This is a genomic window from Pseudomonas sp. SCT, assembly GCF_003864275.1.
Lineage (GTDB): Bacteria > Pseudomonadota > Gammaproteobacteria > Pseudomonadales > Pseudomonadaceae > Stutzerimonas > Stutzerimonas stutzeri_AE.
Genome location: NZ_BDJA01000006.1, coordinates 226,461 through 246,502, shown reverse-complemented (window position 1 = coordinate 246,502; position 20,042 = coordinate 226,461). Strand labels below are relative to the sequence as shown.

At 58.2% G+C, this 20,042-nt stretch carries 21 protein-coding genes; 12 read left to right on the top strand and 9 right to left on the bottom strand.

Annotation, left to right across the window (positions count from 1 at the left end):
- Positions 1-34 precede the first annotated feature (34 nt).
- Both hisD and hisC read left to right on the top strand, forming a co-directional pair.
- Positions 35-1,345, top strand: coding sequence for a histidinol dehydrogenase (hisD, locus tag BHD08_RS16580; protein ID WP_015278020.1), 1,311 nt, complete (start codon positions 35-37; stop codon positions 1,343-1,345).
- 111 nt (positions 1,346-1,456) lie between these two features.
- Positions 1,457-2,503, top strand: coding sequence for a histidinol-phosphate transaminase (gene hisC, locus BHD08_RS16575; protein ID WP_015278019.1), 1,047 nt, complete (start codon positions 1,457-1,459; stop codon positions 2,501-2,503).
- A gap of 94 nt (positions 2,504-2,597) precedes the next feature.
- Here hisC and algW read toward each other — a convergent pair whose 3' ends face one another.
- Positions 2,598-3,755, bottom strand: coding sequence for a Do family serine endopeptidase AlgW (gene algW / locus BHD08_RS16570; protein ID WP_015278018.1), 1,158 nt, complete (start codon positions 3,753-3,755; stop codon positions 2,598-2,600).
- Positions 3,756-3,915: 160 nt separating this feature from the next.
- Between algW and BHD08_RS16565 the strand changes: the two genes are divergently transcribed.
- The 3 genes from BHD08_RS16565 to cysN all read left to right on the top strand — a co-directional run bounded on the left by BHD08_RS16565 (position 3,916) and on the right by cysN (position 7,687).
- The gene (locus BHD08_RS16565) at positions 3,916-4,674 is read left to right on the top strand and encodes a Nif3-like dinuclear metal center hexameric protein (RefSeq protein WP_125023586.1); all 759 of its coding nucleotides are present in this window, start codon (positions 3,916-3,918) and stop codon (positions 4,672-4,674) included.
- A gap of 185 nt (positions 4,675-4,859) precedes the next feature.
- Complete coding sequence (gene cysD / locus BHD08_RS16560) at positions 4,860-5,777, top strand: sulfate adenylyltransferase subunit CysD (protein WP_015278016.1); 918 nt, start codon at positions 4,860-4,862, stop codon at positions 5,775-5,777.
- Between the two features lie 11 nt (positions 5,778-5,788).
- On the top strand, positions 5,789-7,687 hold the full coding sequence (gene cysN, locus BHD08_RS16555; protein ID WP_125023584.1) for a sulfate adenylyltransferase subunit CysN: 1,899 nt from the start codon (positions 5,789-5,791) through the stop codon (positions 7,685-7,687).
- 83 nt (positions 7,688-7,770) lie between these two features.
- On the opposite strand, the gene BHD08_RS16550 is transcribed toward cysN, so the two are convergent.
- The 6 genes from BHD08_RS16550 to BHD08_RS23340 form a co-directional block, all read right to left on the bottom strand.
- On the bottom strand, positions 7,771-8,667 hold the full coding sequence (locus tag BHD08_RS16550; RefSeq protein ID WP_125023582.1) for an ABC transporter ATP-binding protein: 897 nt from the start codon (positions 8,665-8,667) through the stop codon (positions 7,771-7,773).
- Positions 8,664-9,407: a hypothetical protein gene (locus BHD08_RS16545; protein ID WP_256678709.1), complete on the bottom strand. Its 744-nt coding sequence runs from the start codon at positions 9,405-9,407 to the stop codon at positions 8,664-8,666. Before BHD08_RS16545 ends, BHD08_RS16550 begins: the two co-directional genes overlap by 4 nt.
- A gap of 94 nt (positions 9,408-9,501) precedes the next feature.
- Entirely contained in the window at positions 9,502-10,233 is a 732-nt protein-coding gene (locus BHD08_RS16540; protein ID WP_256678708.1) for an ABC transporter permease subunit, read from the bottom strand.
- A 474-nt stretch (positions 10,234-10,707) separates the two neighbouring features.
- Positions 10,708-10,887, bottom strand: coding sequence for a prepilin-type N-terminal cleavage/methylation domain-containing protein (locus BHD08_RS16535; protein ID WP_125023580.1), 180 nt, complete (start codon positions 10,885-10,887; stop codon positions 10,708-10,710).
- 69 nt (positions 10,888-10,956) lie between these two features.
- Positions 10,957-11,403 (bottom strand): hypothetical protein, encoded by a 447-nt coding sequence (locus BHD08_RS16530; RefSeq protein ID WP_125023577.1) that lies wholly within the window; start codon positions 11,401-11,403, stop codon positions 10,957-10,959.
- A gap of 14 nt (positions 11,404-11,417) precedes the next feature.
- On the bottom strand, positions 11,418-11,603 hold the full coding sequence (locus tag BHD08_RS23340; protein ID WP_125023576.1) for a type IV pilin protein: 186 nt from the start codon (positions 11,601-11,603) through the stop codon (positions 11,418-11,420).
- Positions 11,604-11,972: 369 nt separating this feature from the next.
- Between BHD08_RS23340 and pilB the strand changes: the two genes are divergently transcribed.
- The 5 genes from pilB to yacG all read left to right on the top strand — a co-directional run bounded on the left by pilB (position 11,973) and on the right by yacG (position 16,711).
- The gene (gene pilB / locus BHD08_RS16520; protein ID WP_125023573.1) at positions 11,973-13,676 is read left to right on the top strand and encodes a type IV-A pilus assembly ATPase PilB; all 1,704 of its coding nucleotides are present in this window, start codon (positions 11,973-11,975) and stop codon (positions 13,674-13,676) included.
- Between the two features lie 2 nt (positions 13,677-13,678).
- On the top strand, positions 13,679-14,899 hold the full coding sequence (locus BHD08_RS16515) for a type II secretion system F family protein (protein ID WP_125023571.1): 1,221 nt from the start codon (positions 13,679-13,681) through the stop codon (positions 14,897-14,899).
- 3 nt (positions 14,900-14,902) lie between these two features.
- Positions 14,903-15,769, top strand: a complete 867-nt coding sequence (locus BHD08_RS16510; protein WP_375708258.1) for an A24 family peptidase — start codon at positions 14,903-14,905, stop codon at positions 15,767-15,769.
- 142 nt (positions 15,770-15,911) lie between these two features.
- Positions 15,912-16,520 carry a dephospho-CoA kinase gene (coaE, locus tag BHD08_RS16505; protein WP_125023567.1) on the top strand — a complete coding sequence of 203 codons (609 nt, stop codon included), beginning with the start codon at positions 15,912-15,914 and terminating at the stop codon, positions 16,518-16,520.
- Entirely contained in the window at positions 16,517-16,711 is a 195-nt protein-coding gene (gene yacG / locus BHD08_RS16500; RefSeq protein WP_015278006.1) for a DNA gyrase inhibitor YacG, read from the top strand. Before coaE ends, yacG begins: the two co-directional genes overlap by 4 nt.
- Before the next feature lie 33 nt (positions 16,712-16,744).
- Here the strand turns inward: yacG and BHD08_RS16495 are convergent, their stop codons facing one another.
- The gene (locus BHD08_RS16495; RefSeq protein ID WP_015278005.1) at positions 16,745-17,422 is read right to left on the bottom strand and encodes an energy-coupling factor ABC transporter permease; all 678 of its coding nucleotides are present in this window, start codon (positions 17,420-17,422) and stop codon (positions 16,745-16,747) included.
- Positions 17,423-17,491: 69 nt separating this feature from the next.
- The gene (locus tag BHD08_RS16490) at positions 17,492-18,529 is read right to left on the bottom strand and encodes an NADP(H)-dependent aldo-keto reductase (RefSeq protein WP_015278004.1); all 1,038 of its coding nucleotides are present in this window, start codon (positions 18,527-18,529) and stop codon (positions 17,492-17,494) included.
- A gap of 427 nt (positions 18,530-18,956) precedes the next feature.
- Here BHD08_RS16490 and rplM point away from each other — a divergent pair, with 427 nt between their 5' ends.
- Both rplM and rpsI read left to right on the top strand, forming a co-directional pair.
- Entirely contained in the window at positions 18,957-19,385 is a 429-nt protein-coding gene (gene rplM, locus BHD08_RS16485; protein ID WP_015278003.1) for a 50S ribosomal protein L13, read from the top strand.
- A gap of 14 nt (positions 19,386-19,399) precedes the next feature.
- On the top strand, positions 19,400-19,792 hold the full coding sequence (gene rpsI / locus BHD08_RS16480; RefSeq protein WP_003302797.1) for a 30S ribosomal protein S9: 393 nt from the start codon (positions 19,400-19,402) through the stop codon (positions 19,790-19,792).
- Positions 19,793-20,042: the final 250 nt, after the last annotated feature.

Genomic DNA, 20,042 nt, shown 5'->3' with positions numbered 1-20,042 from the left:
CGCTTCCGATGCCTAGCCAACCATGAGGCCCGCTATGACCGCTCCCTCCGCCATTCGCCGACTCAACGCTGCCGATGCCGATTTCGCTCGTCATCTGGATCATCTGCTGAGCTGGGAAAGCGTTTCCGACGAAGGCGTGAACGAGAGGGTGTTGGAGATCATCAAGGCTGTACGCGAGCGCGGCGATGCGGCGCTGGTCGAACTGACCCAGCGCTTCGATGGGCTGCAGGTTGCCTCCATGGCCGATCTGATCCTGCCGCGCGCGCGCCTGGAGCAGGCTCTGGAGCGCATCACGCCAGCGCAGCGCGAGGCCCTGGAGATCGCCGCCGAGCGCGTGAGCAGCTATCACGAGCGGCAGAAGCAGGACTCCTGGACCTATACCGAAGCCGACGGCACGGTACTTGGGCAGAAAGTCACCCCGCTGGATCGCGCCGGGCTCTACGTGCCCGGCGGCAAGGCGTCCTATCCGTCGTCGGTATTGATGAACGCCATTCCGGCCAAGGTCGCCGGTGTGCCTGAAGTCGTCATGGTCGTGCCGACTCCACGTGGCGAACTCAACGAGCTGGTGCTTGCTGCAGCCTGCATCGCCGGCGTCGATCGGGTGTTCACCATTGGCGGGGCGCAGGCCGTTGCTGCTCTGGCATACGGCACCGAGAGCGTGCCGCCGGTGGACAAGATTGTGGGCCCGGGGAACATCTACGTGGCGACCGCCAAGCGTCACGTGTTCGGCAAGGTTGGTATCGACATGATTGCCGGTCCATCGGAAATCCTGGTGGTCTGCGACGGACAGACCGACCCCGACTGGATTGCGATGGACCTGTTTTCCCAGGCCGAGCATGACGAGGACGCCCAGTCCATCCTGGTCAGCCCGGATGCCGAATTTCTCGATCGAGTCGCCGAAAGCATTGCTCGCTTGCTGCCCACCCTGGAGCGTGCCGATATCGCCCGTACTTCTATCGAGGGGCGTGGCGCGCTGATCCTCGTCGCCGATATGCAGCAGGCGATCGAAGTTGCCAATCGCATCGCGCCGGAGCATCTGGAGCTGTCGGTCGCTGAGCCTGAGCAGTGGCTGCCGCAGATTCGTCATGCCGGGGCGATCTTCATGGGTCGCTACACCGCAGAGGCGCTGGGCGACTACTGCGCCGGACCAAACCACGTACTGCCAACCTCGGGCACCGCGCGCTTCTCCTCGCCACTGGGGGTGTACGACTTCCAGAAGCGTTCGTCGATCATCAATTGCTCGGCCGAGGGAGCCTCGACGCTGGGCAAGGTGGCGTCGGTGCTGGCCCGTGGTGAATCGCTCACTGCTCACGCCCGCAGCGCCGAGTACCGCATCAAGGGCTGATAACGTTGGCGCAGGGCGAACAGCGTGCCGCTTGTCCGCCTTGCAAACGCCAAGACTTCGCCATTTATCGCCCCCACGGCAAACCGATCACATTCAAGGAGAGAAGGGCAGATGAGCAAATTCTGGAGCCCCTTCGTCAAAGACCTGGTGCCCTACGTGCCGGGTGAGCAGCCGAAGCTGAGCAAGCTGGTCAAGCTCAACACCAACGAAAACCCCTACGGGCCGTCGCCGCGTGCAATCGCCGCGATGCAGGCGGAGCTTAACGACAGTCTGCGGCTGTACCCCGATCCCAATGGCGAACGGTTGAAGCAGGCGGTAGCCGATTATTACGGTGTGCAGCCGGCTCAGGTATTTGTCGGCAATGGCTCGGATGAGGTGCTTGCGCATGCTTTTCATGGGTTGTTCCAGCATGCCGGCCCATTGCTGTTCCCGGATATCAGCTACAGCTTCTATCCGGTCTACTGCGGGCTGTACGGCATCGCCTACGAAACCGTTGCGCTCGATGAGCAGTTCCAGATCGATGTGGCCGACTACAACCGCCCGAATGGCGGCATCATCTTCCCTAATCCCAATGCTCCGACTGGCTGTCTGCTTGCGCTAGAGGCAATCGAGCGGCTGCTTCAGGCAAACACGGAAACGGTGGTGCTGGTCGATGAAGCCTATGTGGATTTTGGCGGTGAGTCCGCCATCGCGCTGGTCGATCGTTACCCGAATCTACTGGTGACGCAGACGCTGTCCAAGTCGCGCTCGCTGGCCGGGCTACGCGTAGGGTTGGCGGTTGGTCATCCCGATCTGATCGAGGCCTTGGAGCGGATCAAGAATAGCTTCAACTCCTATCCGCTGGATCGCATCGCCATTGCCGGGGCCGCTGCAGCTTTCGAGGATCGCGCGTATTTCCAGCAGACCTGCCAGCAGGTCATCGACAGCCGCGAAGCGGTGGTGGCGGCAATGCAGGGGTTGGGTTTCGAGGTGCTGCCGTCGGCGGCCAACTTCATCTTCGCCCGTCACCCGCAGCGGGATGCGGCCACCATCGCCGCCAGCCTGCGTGAGCAAGGCGTCATCGTTCGACACTTCAAACAGCGCCGTATCGAGCAGTTCCTGCGTATCACCATTGGTACGCCGGAGCAGAATCAGGCGCTGTTGGAGGCGCTCGGCTAACGCTGGGCGAGACGGGCAGCGGCCGGCCTGAGACCTGCCGCGGCCGCTACAGCGCGTCGCGCTTGGGTGGCTCTGGCGCAGGGCTGCGGCCGCGCTATTTCGGAGCCGTACTCACAGGGGCGCGCATGCCCACTTCTGCGGTCAGCGTTAGCGGCTTGCCGTTGCGCAAGATATCGATGTCGATCTTGTCGCCTGGGCGGGCGCGGGCGACTTGGTTCATCGAGCTGCGGCCGTCGGCTGACTGCACCCCGTCGATGCTCAAAATCAAATCTCCAGGCTGCAGCCCCGCGCGGGCGGCTGGGCCGTCGCGGTAGACGCCAGCCACGACAATCCCGGGGCGGCCTTCCTGACCAAAGGATTCCGCCAGCTCCTGGGTAAGCGATTGCACCTCCACGCCCAGCCAGCCACGGATGACCTGGCCGTGGTCGATGATCGACTTCATCACCTCCAGTGCGAGTTTCACCGGAATCGCGAAACCAATGCCCTGCGAGCCGCCCGACTCGGAGATGATCGCGGTGTTGATGCCGATCAGGTTGCCCTCGGCATCCACCAATGCGCCACCGGAGTTGCCGCGGTTGATCGCTGCGTCGGTCTGGATGAAGTCTTCATAGGTGTTCAGGCCCAGCTGGTTGCGGCCGGTGGCGCTGATGATGCCCATGGTGACCGTCTGGCCGACTCCGAACGGGTTGCCGATCGCCAGCGTGACGTCGCCGACGCGTATGCGGTCAGAATGGCCGACGGTGATGGCCGGCAGGTCCGCCAGGTCGATCTTCAATACCGCGAGGTCGGTTTCCGGGTCGCTGCCGATTACCCGAGCCAGCGTTTCCCGCCCATCCTTGAGCGCCACTACGATCTGCTCGGCGTTCGCCGTTACATGGTTGTTGGTCAGCAGATAGCCTTCCGGGCTCATGATCACCGCTGAGCCGAGACTCGACTCCATCCGCCGCTGCCTCGGCAGGTTGTCGTTGAAGAAGCGTTGAAACAGCGGGTCTTTCGACAGCGGCGCCTGCTGCTCGGTCTTCTCGATGACCTTGGTGGTATAGAGGTTGGCAACTGCCGGAGCGGCGCCTGCGACCGCGTTGGCATAGGAATACGGACCCTGTTGCGGCGTGGTGGCAACCAACGGCGCCTGCCGCAAACCGATGTCGCGCTCTTTGATGCCGACCAGTTGCGGGTATCGCTGGATGATCAGCAGAGCTACGAGCAGGCCGACCAGCAACGGCCAGCCGAGGAAACGTAGGGCATTGAACATCGCGCAGGGGTCCGGGCAGAGTTGCGGGCGCGCAAAGCGGCCCTTAAGGTGGCGGCATTATACGAAGCTGCAACTGAAATGCAGCTTCATGCGTGCATGATTTGCCGTGGCGGTTCGACGAGTACCAGTCGCGCCCGCCGCGCCATCAAGAGGTATCCCCATGTCAGTTGCGCTTACCACTCTGGTTCAGGAGGCAGACCGCTATCTGGATGCCGCGAGGATTGCCGACTATTGCCCTAATGGTTTGCAAGTCGAGGGGCGTTCACAGGTAGCGCGGATCGTCAGCGGCGTGACGGCCAGCCAGGCACTGCTGGATGCGGCAGTCGAGGCGAAAGCCGATGTGGTACTGGTGCATCACGGTTATTTCTGGAAGAACGAGGACGCGCGCATCATCGGCATGAAACAGCGCCGCCTGAAGACGCTGCTGGTCAACGGGATCAGTCTGCTGGCCTATCACCTTCCGCTCGATGTGCATCCCGAAGTCGGTAACAACGTGCGATTGGGCGCGCTGCTCGGTCTGCAAGTCGAGGGGCCGCTGGATCCGAGCAATCCCCGTTCGGTGGGCCTGGTTGGTTCCCTGGAGAAATCCCTGACTGCAAGCGAGTTCCGGCAGCGGATACAGGATGTGCTAGGCCGCGCGCCACTGATGGTCGAGGGCAATGGCCCGATCAAGCGCGTAGCCTGGTGCACCGGTGGTGCTCAGGGGTACATCGAACAGGCTGTAGCGGCTGGCGTGGACGCCTATCTCACCGGGGAAATATCCGAGCCGACGGCACATGTCGCGCGTGAGAATGGCCTGAGCTTCTTTGCCGCAGGGCATCACGCCACCGAGCGCTATGGTGTCCAAGCGCTCGGTGAATACCTTGCCGGCCGGTTCGGCGTCGAGCACCAGTTCGTCGACTGCCCTAACCCTGCGTGAGCCCCAGCTTGCGCGGCTCGGCGTATTTGAATGGACAGGTAGATCGCTATTTGGCGCGCCTGCGAGTCGATATAAATCTATAGCTTTTAGGTCTAAATGGCGGCCTGATTAGAATCTAAGGCCGTGTTAGAGTTGCGCCCAATCAACGGCCCGCCGGCCGTCCACCTGCTAAATCGTGAGTAGCCATGGTCGACAAACTGACGCATCTGAAACAGCTGGAGGCGGAAAGCATCCACATTATCCGTGAGGTTGCAGCCGAATTCGGCAACCCGGTGATGCTTTATTCCATTGGCAAGGATTCGGCCGTGATGCTGCACCTGGCGCGCAAGGCCTTCTTCCCAGGCAAGCTGCCGTTCCCGGTTCTGCATGTCGATACACGCTGGAAGTTTCAGGAGATGTACAGCTTCCGCGCAAAAATGGTCGAGGAGATGGGGCTTGAGCTAATCACCCACATCAATCCCGATGGCGTCGCGCAGGATATGAATCCCTTCACCTACGGCAGTGCCAAGCACACCGACGTGATGAAGACCGAAGGCCTCAAGCAGGCGCTGGACAAGTACGGCTTCGACGCCGCTTTTGGCGGTGCTCGGCGCGATGAGGAAAAATCCCGCGCCAAGGAACGTGTCTACTCCTTCCGCGACAGCAAGCATCGCTGGGACCCGAAGAACCAGCGCCCCGAGCTGTGGAATCTCTACAACGGCAAGGTCAAGAAGGGCGAGTCGATCCGTGTCTTCCCGCTATCCAACTGGACCGAGCTGGACATCTGGCAGTACATCTACCTTGAGCAGATCCCGATCGTGCCGCTGTACTTCGCGGCCGAGCGGGAAGTTGTCGAGCTCAACGGCACGCTGGTGATGATCGATGACGAGCGCATCCTGCAACACCTGACGCCAGAGCAGAAGGCTAGCATCCACAAGAAGATGGTGCGCTTCCGCACCCTGGGCTGTTACCCATTGACCGGTGCCGTCGAATCAACCGCAACCAGCTTGCCGGAGATCATTCAGGAGATGCTCCTGACCCGTACTTCCGAGCGTCAGGGGCGCGTCATCGACCATGACGCCACCGGCTCGATGGAAGAAAAGAAACGCCAGGGTTACTTCTAAGGAAACGCATCATGAGTCATCAATCCGAACTGATCAGCGAGGACATCCTCGCCTACCTGGCGCAACACGAGCGCAAGGAACTCCTGCGTTTCCTTACCTGCGGCAACGTCGATGACGGCAAGAGCACGCTGATCGGCCGTCTGCTGCACGACTCCAAGATGATCTACGAGGACCACCTCGAGGCCATCACCCGCGATTCGAAGAAGGTCGGCACCACGGGTGAAGACGTCGATCTGGCACTGCTGGTCGACGGCCTGCAGGCCGAGCGCGAGCAGGGCATCACCATCGACGTCGCGTACCGCTATTTCTCGACGGCCAAGCGCAAGTTCATCATTGCCGACACCCCTGGCCATGAGCAGTACACGCGCAACATGGCGACTGGCGCATCCACCTGCGACTTGGCGATCATTCTGGTCGATGCCCGTTACGGCGTGCAGACCCAGACCAAGCGCCACAGCTTCATCACCTCGCTGCTCGGCATCAAGCACATCGTCGTCGCCATCAACAAGATGGACCTGATGAACTTCGATCAGGAGGTCTTTGAGCGGATCAAGGCCGACTACCTCGCATTCGCCGATCGCATCGAGCTGAAGCCTTCCTCGCTGCACTTCGTGCCGATGTCGGCGCTGAAGGGCGACAACGTGGTCAATCGCAGCGAGCGCGCACCCTGGTATGAAGGGCAGTCGCTGATGGAAATCCTCGAGAGCGTTGAAATTGCGGGCGACCGCAACTTTGATGACCTGCGCTTCCCGGTGCAGTACGTCAACCGCCCGAACCTGAACTTCCGCGGTTTCGCCGGTACCTTGGCCAGTGGCATCGTGCGCAAGGGCGACGAGATCGCTGTGCTACCGTCCGGCAAAATCAGCCGCGTGAAATCCATCGTCACATTCGACGGTGAGCTGGAGCAGGCGACCCCAGGTGAGGCCGTCACCCTGACGCTGGAAGACGAAATCGACGTCTCACGCGGCGACATGCTGGTGCATGCCGACAGCCGCCCGCGTATCGCCGACAGCTTCGAGGCGATGCTCGTCTGGATGGGCGAAGAGCCGATGCTGCCGGGCAAGAAGTACGACATCAAGCGCGCCACCAGCTACGTGCCGGGCTCCATCGCCAGCATCGCCCACAAGGTGGATGTGAATACGCTGGAGAAGGGCGCTGCGAGTAGTCTGCAGCTCAACGAGATCGGCAAGGTCAAGGTCAGCCTGGATGCGCCGATCGCGCTCGATGGCTACGCACAGAACCGCACGACCGGCGCTTTCATCGTCATTGATCGCCTCACCAATGGCACCGTCGGCGCCGGCATGATCATCGCTGACCCGGTTGCTCACGGCGCCGGTCGCCATCATGGCGCGCTGGCCCACGTCTCTACCGAAGAGCGCGCCACTCGCTTCGGCCAGCAGCCGGCAACCGTGTTGTTCACCGGCCTGTCCGGCGCCGGCAAGAGCACCCTGGCCTATGCGGTGGAACGCAAACTGTTCGATATGGGCCGTGCGGTTTACGTGCTGGACGGCCAGAACCTGCGCCACGACCTCAACAAAGGCCTACCGCAAGATCGCGCTGGTCGCACCGAAAACTGGCGCCGCGCTGCGCACGTCGCTCGGCAATTCAATGAAGCAGGCCTGATCACGCTGGCCGCGTTCGTCGCCCCTGACGCAGAAGGTCGCGAACAGGCCAAGGCATTGATCGGTACTGAGCGCCTGATCACCGTGTACGTTCAGGCCTCCCCGCAAGCCTGCCGTCAGCGGGATCCGCAGGGCCTGTATGCGGCCGGTGGGGATAACATCCCCGGCGAGTCCTTCCCTTACGATGTGCCGCTTAATGCGGATCTGGTGGTTGACAGCGAAACGTCGGCTCTGGACGAGGGTGTTAGGCTGGTGGTGGATCTGCTGCGTGGGCGTGGCCTGATATAAATCGACGTGGCCAAAGAAAAAGCCCCGCCGATGCGGGGCTTTTCGTTACTGGTTGACCGGTTGCGCGGGCGCTCTCGGTGTGCTCATTTCGCTTCTTCAAGAATCCGGAAGAATACTGTTTCCAGCGAGACGGCAGGCTGCACGGCGAGCAGGTGTCCGCCTGTGCTGCTCAACTGGGCGATGGCTTCTGGTAGTTTGGATTGCTCCATTTCGCATTCAAACTCTCCAGGACGCAGCGCCGAGCAGGATGGCGAGAGTGGCTGGTCGGCCTGATATCGGATAATGAAATGGCTGGCGCGTTCTGCGGCCAGCTCTCTAGGAGAGCGAACTGTCAGCAACTGGCCCTTGTTGATAAAGCCAAAGCGATCAGCGATACGCTCCACATCGTGTAGCACGTGGGATGTAAAGAAGATGGCCCCGCCTTGCTTCTTATACTCGTTGAGGATGTCGACCACATCCTTGCGACCCACCGGGTCAAGGCCTGATAGGGGTTCGTCAAGGATTAGCAGCCGCGGTTCTACCGCCATGGCGTGGGCGAGTGCCGTCCGCTGGACGTTACCTTTGGAGAGCTGGCGGATGCGCTGCTTGGCATACTCCACGATGGAGAAGCGCTCCAGCCACTGCATACACCAAGCATCGGCGTCACTGCGTTTGATGCCATACATGGACAAGCCCATGCGTAGGATTTCCAGGGGCGTGAATTGCTCGTACAGCGCAGGCGCTTCGGGCACGTAAGCCAGGCCTTGGCGCGCTTCGGCGCGATGCGCGTCCGTGCCGTAAATGGTCACCTGACCCTGATAGTCGTTGATGATGTCCAGCATGATCTTAATCGTGGTGGACTTGCCTGCGCCATTGGGGCCGACGAAGCCGAACACCTCGCCCTCGCTCAGGCTGAAACTCACATCGCGTACAGCCTGGACCTCTTTGCCTTTAGCCTTGAAGGTGTGGCTGACGCCCTGAAACTCAATGGCAGCGCTCAAGGCTGTTCCTCCAATCCGGCAATCTTCAATTTCTTCAATTCGATGCGCCCATTGCGTAGCTCATAGCCGAGGCGTAGTGGGTCGGTGGGTAGCTCGGCGATGATGCCCTGTTCGATCAGGTGCTGCAGGTCAGCTAGTGGGCCTTGATCGGCTTCATAGCGCCGTTGGGCCTCGCGTAGATCAACCAGACCCTGAAGGCGGACGACGCGTTTGTCGAGCATCTCTCGCAGTTTGAGGTCGGTAGCGCTGTCGCGCTGTTGGCCCAGGTAATTCAAAGCCAATCGTTCGTCGGCAAATTGCTCGGCGCGCAGCATCACCGCCAGTTTCTGCATGGCGGCGGCGTTCACTTTCGATCGCTGGGCGCCAATCTCCAGCACCCGCGCCGCCTCTTCATTGTCGCGCTGGAAAAACGACAGATTGATGCCATAGAAGAACGGCGGAAATTCGTCCCAGAAGCGGCAATCAACGGCCGCGCGCAGTACATCATTCCCTTCCTCGACTGCGCCGCCCCAGGTCAGCAGGCCGTTGGCAAGGTAGTAATTGTCTTCATGGCAGGGATTGAGGCGAGCGACTTCACGCTGGGCTCGGACCAGGTAGCCGGTATCCACACCGCGATCATCCATTCCAGTGGCGGATAGCCGCATGGTTTCAAGATCGGCGGCCAGGAAGCGGTCGCCGCCATGCAGCACGACCAGCAGCGGTGCGGGAATCACCACCCGGTCGGCTAACAACTGTGGCATTAGCAGCACCGGCTGCTGCGCGCGCCAGGCAGCGATGACAGCGAACAGGGCGAACGCCACAAGGCCAAGAAGTAGCGAAGTGCGTTTGCGCATATCAGGCGAAACGCTTGCGGTTGAGCGCCCACACCGCCAAGGCCAGCAGGCCGACCATATAGGTCAGGCTGGACAATACCACCCAGGGCCAGTCGGCGGGCAACAACTCCAACTTGCCGTAGAGGGCGACCACGCGCACATCCAGCGCGCCCAAGTCGGGCAGCAAATAACCCAGCAGGCCGACACCGGAGCGGTAGCTCTCGGCATTGCCCACTACCGTTGAGTTTCGCGTTAGTAGCTCGATGATGGCGCCGAAGGAGCGCGCCACCAGCATAAAGCCGAAGGTGCCGATCAGAACAAAACTGGGTGTGGAAGCGACGACGGCGAGAAGGGTGGCGACGGCGGTGAGTACCAGCAGATCGAGGCCGATAAAAGTGATGGTAACGAGATAATGGTGACCCAGAGCAATGGGGGTGGTTTGCGCATAGCCCTGGCCAATCAACCAGACCAGCAGCCCCAGCGCGCTGCCAAGCAATAGCAACAGCCCGAGCGTCAGGGTTGAAACGGCGATAAAGCGACCGAGCAACAGGCCGTGTCGTGGGTGTGGGTAGGAGAGGGTATTTAGAAAATAACGCCGGTCGATCTCGCGTGACAGCAGCTCCTGGGTCATTAATACCAGCACCAGCGGCAGCAATAAGCGAATAACCGACAGACCGATATCCAGTGCCACGGTGGCGGATTGGCGACCGCTGAATTGGGCGGAGAGTGGTGCGGCAATGGTCAGTACCAGCAAAGAGCTGACAACCAGCCAACCAAATCGGGCTCGGAAGGCAAGTCGGAAGCCGGTTGATATATTTGATAAAGACAGCATGGAAGGTTATCTAGCCATAGCGGTTAAACGTGTGGGTGGAAGTGTAATGCCGGAGAGAGGGTGTGTGTGCCCCAAGATGCGCAATGTGCGACAAGGTATAGGGCGACAGACGTTGTTATGTGAATTCACCGTAGCCACAACCAAAGGCGCGCCGGACGTAGGGCGAGTGCGTATGTCGATCAGGGTTTGCCTCTACATCATTGTGGACGCCCGAGATACCCTAAAATAACAAAACTCCGCAATAATGGCAGAGTTTTTGTGCGGCCCGTTGAGTTATATGTAACCGCGCGGGTTTCACCCGCCCTACGGGCTTCAGAGCTGGAGATGGGTATTGAATGGACGCACGAGTTACGCTTGTATTGCATGGCTGAAAAATGTGCGGTTTTTCAGTTTTAGCTAACGTAGCATATGTACTGTAAGGGCTGCGATCCAATTTCGAGCGTCAGCTGCTGCTGTAGCATCTGAGCTTCGTGCGCGATATTCATTAAATTGCGGTAACGCAACCGCAGCTAAAGTCGCCACAATTGCCACTGTTATAACTAATTCGATTAGCGTAAAGCCGTAATCGCGTTTCATGGCATTAATAGGGGTAGGCCTATAGAACCGCTGCGAAGTCTTGTGAAAGAATTCGCAGCGGTATCGAGGTTACTGCGGAAGAGCTGCGGTAACAGATGTATCTTCACAGAATGCGGTTAGGCTCGTGGCGCCGATACTCCCACCTGTAGTGGAGCCCACAAATGCTTTACCTTTATTGTCGACGAGAAAGGTGTCTGTTGGTCCAGTGCCTTGGCAGCTGGCGTTGTTATAGATTGGGTCGCCGGCTTCATCGGCGCCTGTTACAACGCAGCGCTCTGGTCCGACCTTGCGGCTCCCAGCAAAATGGCAAGTGGCTACGGTAATCGAGTTGTTGTTCTTGGTGCAGTTGTAGGCGCCGTGAACGTTATTTGACAGGGTAAGTACAACATTTTCAGCCAGAAGCTCACACTGAGCGTTACCAATGGCTCCGCCGGAGGTTATTACGGTCGGGGCGGCAAATGCATTGCCAGCAACAAAGGCAGAGGCAATAACAAAACCAGCAATAATCTTCTTCATTTCGTTATTCCTTATCAGAGCTGTGCGGCAGACATAACGGTAAGAGTGTTTTTCGCGTCCGCGTTGGCTACGGTATCGTTCGACTTGGCGCGGTACTCATTGAACTGCGGAATGGCGATAGCAGCCAGAATGCCGATGATTGCAACCACGATCATCAGCTCGATCAGGGTAAAGCCTTTTTGCTTCTTGATGGACTTCATTTGAAAAGCTCCTTGTTGGTGAGGTCGTTGGACCTGGCATGGTATGAGCACCTTCTGTGCCAGTCGCGGATTGGTTTGCGCTCGAGCTGTCGGAGCTGTGAGCTGGCTCACCCTTTCACATTCCGCTCTAACTCTCTTGCGAAGGTACGAACGGCATGGTGCTTGGGCTGCATGAAGCTATGAATAGAGAGCGTCAATGCAGCTGTTTATCTCGGCGAAGCTCATTGAGCTGCCATGGCATCACATAAAGATAGGTAGCCTTTTGCGTCCTCAAGTGACAAAAAATGCCACCTGCTATGTGCGGGTTTGGCACGCCAATGGAACTGAGTTATAAGGCAGCGGTCTTTCACGCCTCCACAGGCTCGCCCGATGAATGAAAACGCGCCCCTTGGCGGCTTGGCCCGTCAGTTAGTACTTGCAGGCCAGCTCGACGAAAAGATTGCTCAGCAGGCTCAGCAACAGGCACTGCGAAACCAAGTGCCTTTGGTTACCTGGCTGGTTCAGAACAAGCTGGTCAAAGGGCGGGTACTGGGCGATCTCGCCGCCGAGCAGTTCGGCGTGCCGTTCTTCGACCTGGGCGCGCTGGATAAAGAGACGCAGCCGAAAGATCTGGTGAGTGAAAAGCTGGTGCGTCAGCATCGTGCATTGCCCCTACAGAAGCGTGGCAACAAGCTCTATGTGGCGGTTTCTGACCCCACCAACCATCAGGCGATAAGCGACATTCAGTTCAACACTGGTCTGTCGGTCGAGGCGGTGCTGGTTGAAGACGACAAGCTTGGCGAGGCGATCGAGAAGTTCTTCGAGTCGGCAACCACTGCGCTTGATGGGCTCGGCGATGCTGACCTTGATGGGCTGGAGGTCGAGATCAGTGGAGATAAGAAGGATGACGATGCGCCGCACAACGAATCCGATGACGCGCCAGTGGTACGCTTCGTCAACAAGATGTTGCTCGATGCGATCAAGGGTGGTTCGTCAGACCTGCACTTTGAGCCTTATGAAAAAACCTATCGGGTGCGCTTTCGTACCGATGGCATGTTGCACGAGGTCGCTCGCCCTCCGGTCCAGCTGGTGAGCCGAATCTCCGCGCGTTTGAAGGTAATGGCCAGTCTCGATATCGCTGAGCGGCGCAAGCCGCAAGACGGGCGCATCAAGATGAAGGTTTCCAAAACCAAGTCCATCGACTTCCGTGTCAACACGCTGCCCACCCTGTGGGGTGAAAAAATTGTTATGCGAATTCTGGACTCGTCAAGCGCCAAGATGGGCATTGATGCTCTGGGCTACGAGGAAGACCAGAAAGAGTTGTATCTGACCGCGCTGAAGCAGCCGCAGGGGATGATTCTGGTTACCGGCCCGACTGGCTCGGGTAAGACCGTTTCGCTGTATACCGGCCTGAATATTCTCAACACGGTGGACGTGAATATTTCCACCGCAGAAGACCCTGTGGAAATCAACCTGGAGGGCATCAACCAGGTCAATGTCAATCCGAGGCAGGGTATGGACTTTGCTCAGGCGCTTCGCGCATTCCTTCGCCAGGATCCGGATATCATCATGGTGGGCGAGATTCGTGATTTGGAGACTGCCGAAATCGCCATTAAGGCGGCGCAGACTGGTCACATGGTCATGTCGACGTTGCACACCAACAGTGCAGCTGAAACGCTCACGCGGCTGCGCAACATGGGGGTGCCGGCTTTCAATATCGCTACCTCGGTGAACCTGATCATTGCGCAGCGCTTGGCGCGCAAGCTCTGCCCTAGCTGCAAGCAGGAAGTTGATGTGCCGCGTGATGTCCTGCTCAAGGAGGGTTTTCCGGAAGCGCGGATCGGTTCGTTCAAGCTTTATGGGCCGGTAGGTTGTGATAGCTGCAAGAGCGGTTACAAAGGCCGTGTTGGTATTTATGAAGTGGTTAAAATCACGCCTGCACTGCAGCGGCTTATCATGGAGGAAGGCAATTCCATCGACATCGCCGTGCAGGCGCGCAGAGATGGGTTCAATGACCTGCGCACTTCGGGTCTGGTTAAAGCCATGAATGGCGTTACCAGCCTGGAAGAAGTCAACCGCGTGACCAAGGATTAACCATGGCGGAAAAAGCGTTGAAAACCAGTGTGTTTACCTGGGAAGGCACCGATCGGAAAGGTGGCAAGGTCAAGGGGGAGCTGCCAGGCCAGAGCCCAGCACTGATCAAGGCGCAGCTTCGCAAGCAAGGTATCAATCCGCTCAAGGTACGTAAGAAGACTGTTTCGCTGTTCGGTGTGGGCAAGAAGATCAAGCCCATGGACATCGCTCTGTTCACCCGGCAAATGGCTACGATGATGAAGGCGGGAGTACCCTTGCTTCAGTCGTTTGACATCATTGGGGAGGGTTTCGATAACCCCAATATGCGCAAGCTGGTCGATGAGATTAAGCAGGAGGTAGCGGCCGGTAATAGCTTCGCGGGTTCGCTGCGCAAGAAACCGCAGTACTTCGATGATCTGTATTGCAATTTGGTTGAATCCGGCGAGCAGTCCGGAGCGCTGGAGACGCTGCTGGATCGGGTGGCGACCTACAAGGAAAAAACCGAGGCGCTTAAGGCTAAGATCAAGAAAGCTATGACATACCCAATCGCGGTCATTGTTGTGGCGATCATTGTTTCGGCGATTTTGCTCATAAAGGTCGTGCCTCAATTTGAAAGCGTGTTCCAAGGGTTTGGTGCTGAGTTACCAGCTTTCACTCAGATGGTGGTTGGACTGTCGCGCTGGTTGCAGGAATGGTGGTATTTGGTGGCTGCAGCGCTGCTCGTGGGTGCGTTTGTTTTCAAGCACAGCTACAAACGGTCGGAAAAGTTTCGCGATGCGCTTGATCGTATCCTGCTTAAAACGCCCATCGTGGGCGACATCCTCTATAAGTCTGTAGTTGCACGTTACGCGCGTACATTGTCTACGACATTTGCTGCAGGTGTTCCGTTGGTGGACGCGCTGGATTCCGTCGCAGGGGCAACTGGCAATGTGGTGTTTCGCAATGCAGTCGCGAAAATCCGCAACGACGTATCTTCTGGTGTGCAGCTGAATTTCTCTATGCGTACGACCGGCATTTTCCCTTCTATGGCTATTCAGATGACAGCCATCGGAGAGGAGTCCGGGGCATTGGACGAGATGCTGGACAAACTAGCCAGCTTCTACGAGGCCGAGGTCGATAACATGGTGGACAATCTCACGACGCTGATGGAGCCCTTGATCATGGCGGTACTGGGTGTCCTGGTTGGTGGCTTGATCATCGCTATGTACCTGCCGATCTTCCAGCTGGGCAGCGTGGTTGGATAATTGATGATCCTCGAACTAATGGCCAGCCACGTGCTGGCCTTTGTTTTATCTGCTGCCGTGCTCGGCTTATTGGTCGGCAGCTTTCTAAATGTCGTAATTTACCGCCTCCCGATTATGATGCAGCGCGATTGGCGTATGCAGGCGCTTGAATATCTCGAGAGCCCGGCGGAGCCAGTCGGCGAGCGCTTCAATCTGCTGCTGCCAAACTCCCGTTGTCCGCATTGCAATCACCAAATCCGCTCTTGGGAAAATATCCCCCTAGTCAGCTGGTTGGCCCTGCGTGGCAAGTGCTCATCCTGCCGTGCGCCGATCAGTTGTCGTTATCCGTTGGTGGAGTTGGCTTGCGGGCTGTTGTCCGGCTATGTCGCCTGGCATTTCGGCTTCTCCTGGCAGGCCGGCGCAATGCTGTTGCTGACCTGGGGCCTGTTGGCGATGAGCATGATCGATGTCGATCACCAGTTGTTGCCTGACGTTTTGGTGCTGCCGCTATTGTGGCTCGGCCTTATCCTCAATAACTTCGGTTTGTTCGTATCGTTGGAAAGTGCGCTATGGGGAGCAGTAGCGGGGTACCTGAGTCTTTGGTCGGTGTACTGGCTGTTCAAGGTGGTCACCGGTAAAGAGGGTATGGGCTACGGTGACTTCAAGCTGCTGGCCATGCTTGGCGCCTGGGGCGGGTGGCAGGTGCTGCCGCTGACGATCCTGTTGTCTTCGGTGGTCGGCGCTGTGCTTGGTAGCATCCTCTTGCGGATGCAGCGTGCGGAAAGCAATACGCCGATTCCTTTCGGCCCATACCTGGCTATCGCAGGCTGGATTGCATTGCTTTGGGGCGATTGGATTACGGAAAGCTACCTGCAGTTTGTGCGCTTCTGAGCCAATCATGTTGGGTGGCTCATGGCGGCCGGTTTGTATGAGTCAGGCTACCGTCTTTATCGCCTACCCATAAGCTTGCGCTTCGTGCTCTGAGTGGTTACTACTGCTCGTCCTGTTTTTTTGGCTAGGGTGCGGTTGACGGATGAAACCCTGGATTCTTGGATTGACTGGCGGTATCGGTAGCGGAAAGACTGCCGTTGCAGATCGGTTCGCCAGCTTGGGTGTGCATGTGGTCGATGCCGACCAGGCTGCACGCTGGGTGGTTGAGCCTGGGCGGCCGGCCCTGCAGCAGATCGTTGAGCGCTTTGGTGGAGAGGTCTTACTGCGGAGCGGTGAGCTGGACCGCGCCGGGTTGCGTCAGAAAGTATTCGTTGATCCGGCCGAGCGGCAGTGGCTCGAAAAGCTCCTACATCCATTGATTCGCACCGAGGTCGCCCGGCATCTCGCACTGGCCGAATCGCCTTACGCCATCATGGTCTCGCCGTTGCTTGTCGAGTCTGGGCAGTATCGTCAGGTCGGTCGAGTACTGGTCGTGGATGTGCCAGAGGTGCTCCAGATTGCACGCACGACGGCTCGTGATCAGGCCAGCGAGGAGCAGGTGCGTGCCATTCTCAAGGCTCAGGTTCAGCGTGAAGAGCGCCTGAAGCATGCCGATGATGTGCTTGTGAATGATCGCGATCTATCTTGGCTCGGAGCTGAGGTCGAGCGTTTGCACCGTTTTTATCTGACATTGCAAGGAGGTCAGAAATGACCGCAACAGTTGAGTGCCCCACTTGCAGGGCGCCAGTAGAGTGGGGGCCGCAGAGTCCGAATCGACCATTTTGCTCCGAACGCTGCAAACTCATTGATCTCGGCGCATGGGCTTCCGAAGCACATGCCATTCCGGGAAACGAACTGGAGGATGATCTGTTTTCGGGTGACATGCCTCCGCGCGAGCACTAGGTTTCCTTTGCAGGGTTTGCCTGCGGCCCTTCGTTACTCCTCCTTCCAGGGCGCCTGCAAGTAGCGGCTCTGGTTGAAGCTCTCCATCCAGTCTGGGTAGAAGACCACCAGTGCTGTGATCGCCGTGCCGTTGATAAAGGCCTCGGGGAACATTACCAGCCAGATATACCCCGCGAAGTCTTCCAGCCATGGCGGCATCGGAAAGCGGCCATCGAATAGCAGTACGCCAAGCGATGCGAGAATGCACGCCAGCGCAGCGAGTGCCGCCGGAAAAAAACCTGCAAAGAATATGAACACGAATAGGTTGCGTGGCTGGGCGCGCTCCACCATGCGCGCGCAAATGACCGTAACCATGACCGGGATCAGCACCAGCAGAATGCCGTTTATGCCGAGTGCAGTGAGGTGTTGATGGCCGGTTAGTGTCAATCCGAGCTGTGCGGCGAGGGCGGCCAGAATGGCTAGCGGCCAGTCCAGCAACAGCGTAACTGCTGTCAGACCTATAAAGTGAAAGGATAGGCCTGAGTCGAAATCCCGTCGGACGAGCCAGAGCAAAAAAATGGACAGCATTGCGCCGCACAGAAGATGCTGCCGGCGCGTATCGCTGAATAATTCCACCCATGGTGCTCGCCATACGGCCCATATCAGCGCAGCTGCGTAGATTGTCCAGCCTATTGAGAGCGTGGCGGGGGCAAGCAGGTGAGCGGCAATCATCCTTACGGTCCTTTGCGCTGATGTTCGTGTGTCGGGTGTTTTGGTGGTGATTCTGATTAGGTGAGCGGGTCAGGGCGCTGGATTTGGATGCTCCATGTGAATGCTCTCTATTTCGGACAGCACTTCGCTCGAAAGCTTTAGTTTGGAGCTAATGATGTTCGACTCAAGCTGCTCCATTGTCGTTGCGCCAATGATGTTGCTGGTCACGAAGGGCTGCGCTGTCACGTAGGCGAGTGCCATTTGTGCTGGATCCAGCCCGTGTTTTCGGGCGACTGCTATATAGCGGGAACAGGCTGCGCGCGCTTGAGCGTTGTTATAGCGAGCAAAGCGCTGAAAAAGCGTGAGGCGCGCATTGGCGGGGCGTGCGCCGTCCTCGTATTTGCCGCTGAGCATGCCGAACGCCAGCGGTGAGTACGCGAGCAGGCCGCACTGCTCACGAATGCTGATTTCTGCCAGGCCAACCTCGAAGCTGCGATTTAGCAGGTTGTAAGGGTTCTGTATCGAGACTGCACGCGGCCAGCCGCGAGCTTCGGCTAGTTGCAGATACTTTGTCAGACCCCAGGGGGTTTCATTGGACAAGCCGATGTGGCGAATCCTGCCGGCTCTAACTTCGTCATCCAGCGCTTCCAGTGTTTCTTCGATCGGGGTGAAGTCGTCTTCCTGGTGGCGATAGCCCAGCTGTCCGAAGAAATTGGTGCTGCGTTCAGGCCAGTGCAGTTGGTAAAGATCGATCCAGTCGGTCTGTAGTCGGCGGAGGCTCTCGTCCAGTGCGGCGCGTATATGTGCGCGATTGAACTTGAGGCGTCCGTAGCGAATGTGGCTTATACCGTTACCAGGGCCGGCTATCTTCGTGGCGAGGACCCAGTCGGATCGGCCGCCGTGTGTCTTGAAATAGTTGCCAATATAGTGCTCGGTGGTGGCATAGGTTTCACGGCGAGGTGGCACCGGGTACATCTCGGCCGTATCTATGAAGTTTATGCCAGCGGCTTTTGCTTGGTCGATCTGGGCGAATGCATCGCTTTGGGCGTTCTGCTCGCCCCATGTCATTGTGCCCAGGCAAAGCGAGCTGACTTTCAGGTCCGTGCGGCCTAGTGGACGAAATTCCATCGGATACCTCGTGCAGAAGAATGCGAGTGCGCAAAGCTTAACGAAGACAAGCTGGTTCTGGTCATGAGATTAGCGGGGCGCATCGAAGTGCCAGGGGCTGTGAAGTGTTTGCTCGGGTTGGCCCGTTGCGAGTGAGCCCGTAGCAGCTTACTCGCGAAGTCCGTAATGCCTGCTCGACGAACCGCAAATGTTGGTTGCTATTTTTCTGCCAATCAGGATAATTCCGCAGCCTGTCGCCGGGGATGCCTAGCCTGTCGACGCAAGTCAAAGGTAGGGGATGCCTAGCCTACCGATCATTGCCGTAGCGGACGCGCTGACCCGAGCCCCCGATAGCGTCTGTTTCCGGCTGCCCTGGTCTTGCCAGGGCGAGCACCATTCAGTAAGATTCGCCGTCTTATTTTCAGGGCGGCCCCTGAGGCTATAACGAATGAAGACATTTACTGCTAAACCGGAAACCGTCAAGCGCGACTGGTTCGTCGTCGACGCTGCCGGCCAGACCCTGGGTCGTCTGGCAACCGAAATCGCTAGCCGCCTGCGTGGCAAGCACAAGCCCGAATACACCCCTCACGTAGATACCGGCGATTACATCGTTGTGATCAATGCTGAGCAAGTGCGTGTTACCGGTGCCAAGACCACCGACAAGATGTACTACTCTCACTCCGGTTTCCCGGGTGGCATCAAGTCGATCAACTTCGAGAAGTTGATCGCCAAGGCGCCCGAGCGTGTGATCGAGACTGCGGTCAAAGGCATGCTGCCGAAGAACCCGCTGGGTCGCGACATGTATCGTAAGCTGAAGGTGTACAAGGGTGCCAATCACCCGCATACCGCTCAGCAGCCCCAAGAACTGAAGATTTAACGGAATAGTTCATTATGTCGGCGACTCAAAATTACGGCACTGGCCGTCGCAAGACTGCAACCGCGCGCGTTTTCCTGCGTCCGGGCACTGGCAAGATCTCCATCAACAACCGTGAGCTGGATAACTTCTTCGGTCGCGAAACTGCCCGCATGGTCGTTCGCCAGCCGCTGGAGCTGACCGAGACTGTCGAGAAGTTCGATATCTACGTCACCGTTCTGGGTGGTGGTGTCAGTGGTCAGGCTGGTGCGATCCGTCACGGTATCACTCGCGCTCTGATCTCGTATGACGAGACTCTGCGTAGCCCGCTGCGCAAGGCTGGATTCGTCACTCGCGATGCTCGTGAAGTTGAACGTAAGAAGGTCGGTCTGCGCAAAGCGCGCAAGCGTCCGCAGTACTCCAAGCGCTAATTCGCGCTTTAAAAAGAAACGCCCAGTTTCGTTCGGAGCTGGGCGTTTTTTTTTGCTGTGATTTATGGTGGTGCGACAGTGTGTCGCGCATTGGAAGGCCTGGTCTGTCTAGGTGTTAGAGGCTTTGTGGCTGCCTATTACCTTGTCAGAAGAGGGTCTTTTCTTTACCATTTGGCGAATTTTTCGCGGCCCAATTTTACGTAGTACATGCCTGCTTTAGGGCAGGCCATAAGAAGCTGATGGGAGACGA

Bases quoted from the DNA above. Each gene is read 5' to 3' on its own strand.
- algW (WP_015278018.1), bottom strand. From the start codon at position 3,755: ATGTTCAATGCCCTACGTTTCCTCGGCTGGCCGTTGCTGGTCGGCCTG.
- BHD08_RS16510 (WP_375708258.1), top strand. From the start codon at position 14,903: ATGATCCTCGAACTAATGGCCAGCCACGTGCTGGCCTTTGTTTTATCT.
- BHD08_RS16530 (WP_125023577.1), bottom strand. From the start codon at position 11,403: ATGAAGAAGATTATTGCTGGTTTTGTTATTGCCTCTGCCTTTGTTGCT.
- BHD08_RS16490 (WP_015278004.1), bottom strand. From the start codon at position 18,529: ATGGAATTTCGTCCACTAGGCCGCACGGACCTGAAAGTCAGCTCGCTT.
- BHD08_RS16535 (WP_125023580.1), bottom strand. From the start codon at position 10,887: ATGAAACGCGATTACGGCTTTACGCTAATCGAATTAGTTATAACAGTG.
- hisD (WP_015278020.1), top strand. From the start codon at position 35: ATGACCGCTCCCTCCGCCATTCGCCGACTCAACGCTGCCGATGCCGAT.
- BHD08_RS16545 (WP_256678709.1), bottom strand. From the start codon at position 9,407: ATGCCACAGTTGTTAGCCGACCGGGTGGTGATTCCCGCACCGCTGCTG.
- BHD08_RS16495 (WP_015278005.1), bottom strand. From the start codon at position 17,422: ATGATTGCCGCTCACCTGCTTGCCCCCGCCACGCTCTCAATAGGCTGG.
- hisC (WP_015278019.1), top strand. From the start codon at position 1,457: ATGAGCAAATTCTGGAGCCCCTTCGTCAAAGACCTGGTGCCCTACGTG.
- coaE (WP_125023567.1), top strand. From the start codon at position 15,912: ATGAAACCCTGGATTCTTGGATTGACTGGCGGTATCGGTAGCGGAAAG.
- yacG (WP_015278006.1), top strand. From the start codon at position 16,517: ATGACCGCAACAGTTGAGTGCCCCACTTGCAGGGCGCCAGTAGAGTGG.
- pilB (WP_125023573.1), top strand. From the start codon at position 11,973: ATGAATGAAAACGCGCCCCTTGGCGGCTTGGCCCGTCAGTTAGTACTT.
- cysD (WP_015278016.1), top strand. From the start codon at position 4,860: ATGGTCGACAAACTGACGCATCTGAAACAGCTGGAGGCGGAAAGCATC.
- BHD08_RS16565 (WP_125023586.1), top strand. From the start codon at position 3,916: ATGTCAGTTGCGCTTACCACTCTGGTTCAGGAGGCAGACCGCTATCTG.
- BHD08_RS16515 (WP_125023571.1), top strand. From the start codon at position 13,679: ATGGCGGAAAAAGCGTTGAAAACCAGTGTGTTTACCTGGGAAGGCACC.
- cysN (WP_125023584.1), top strand. From the start codon at position 5,789: ATGAGTCATCAATCCGAACTGATCAGCGAGGACATCCTCGCCTACCTG.
- rplM (WP_015278003.1), top strand. From the start codon at position 18,957: ATGAAGACATTTACTGCTAAACCGGAAACCGTCAAGCGCGACTGGTTC.
- BHD08_RS23340 (WP_125023576.1), bottom strand. From the start codon at position 11,603: ATGAAGTCCATCAAGAAGCAAAAAGGCTTTACCCTGATCGAGCTGATG.
- rpsI (WP_003302797.1), top strand. From the start codon at position 19,400: ATGTCGGCGACTCAAAATTACGGCACTGGCCGTCGCAAGACTGCAACC.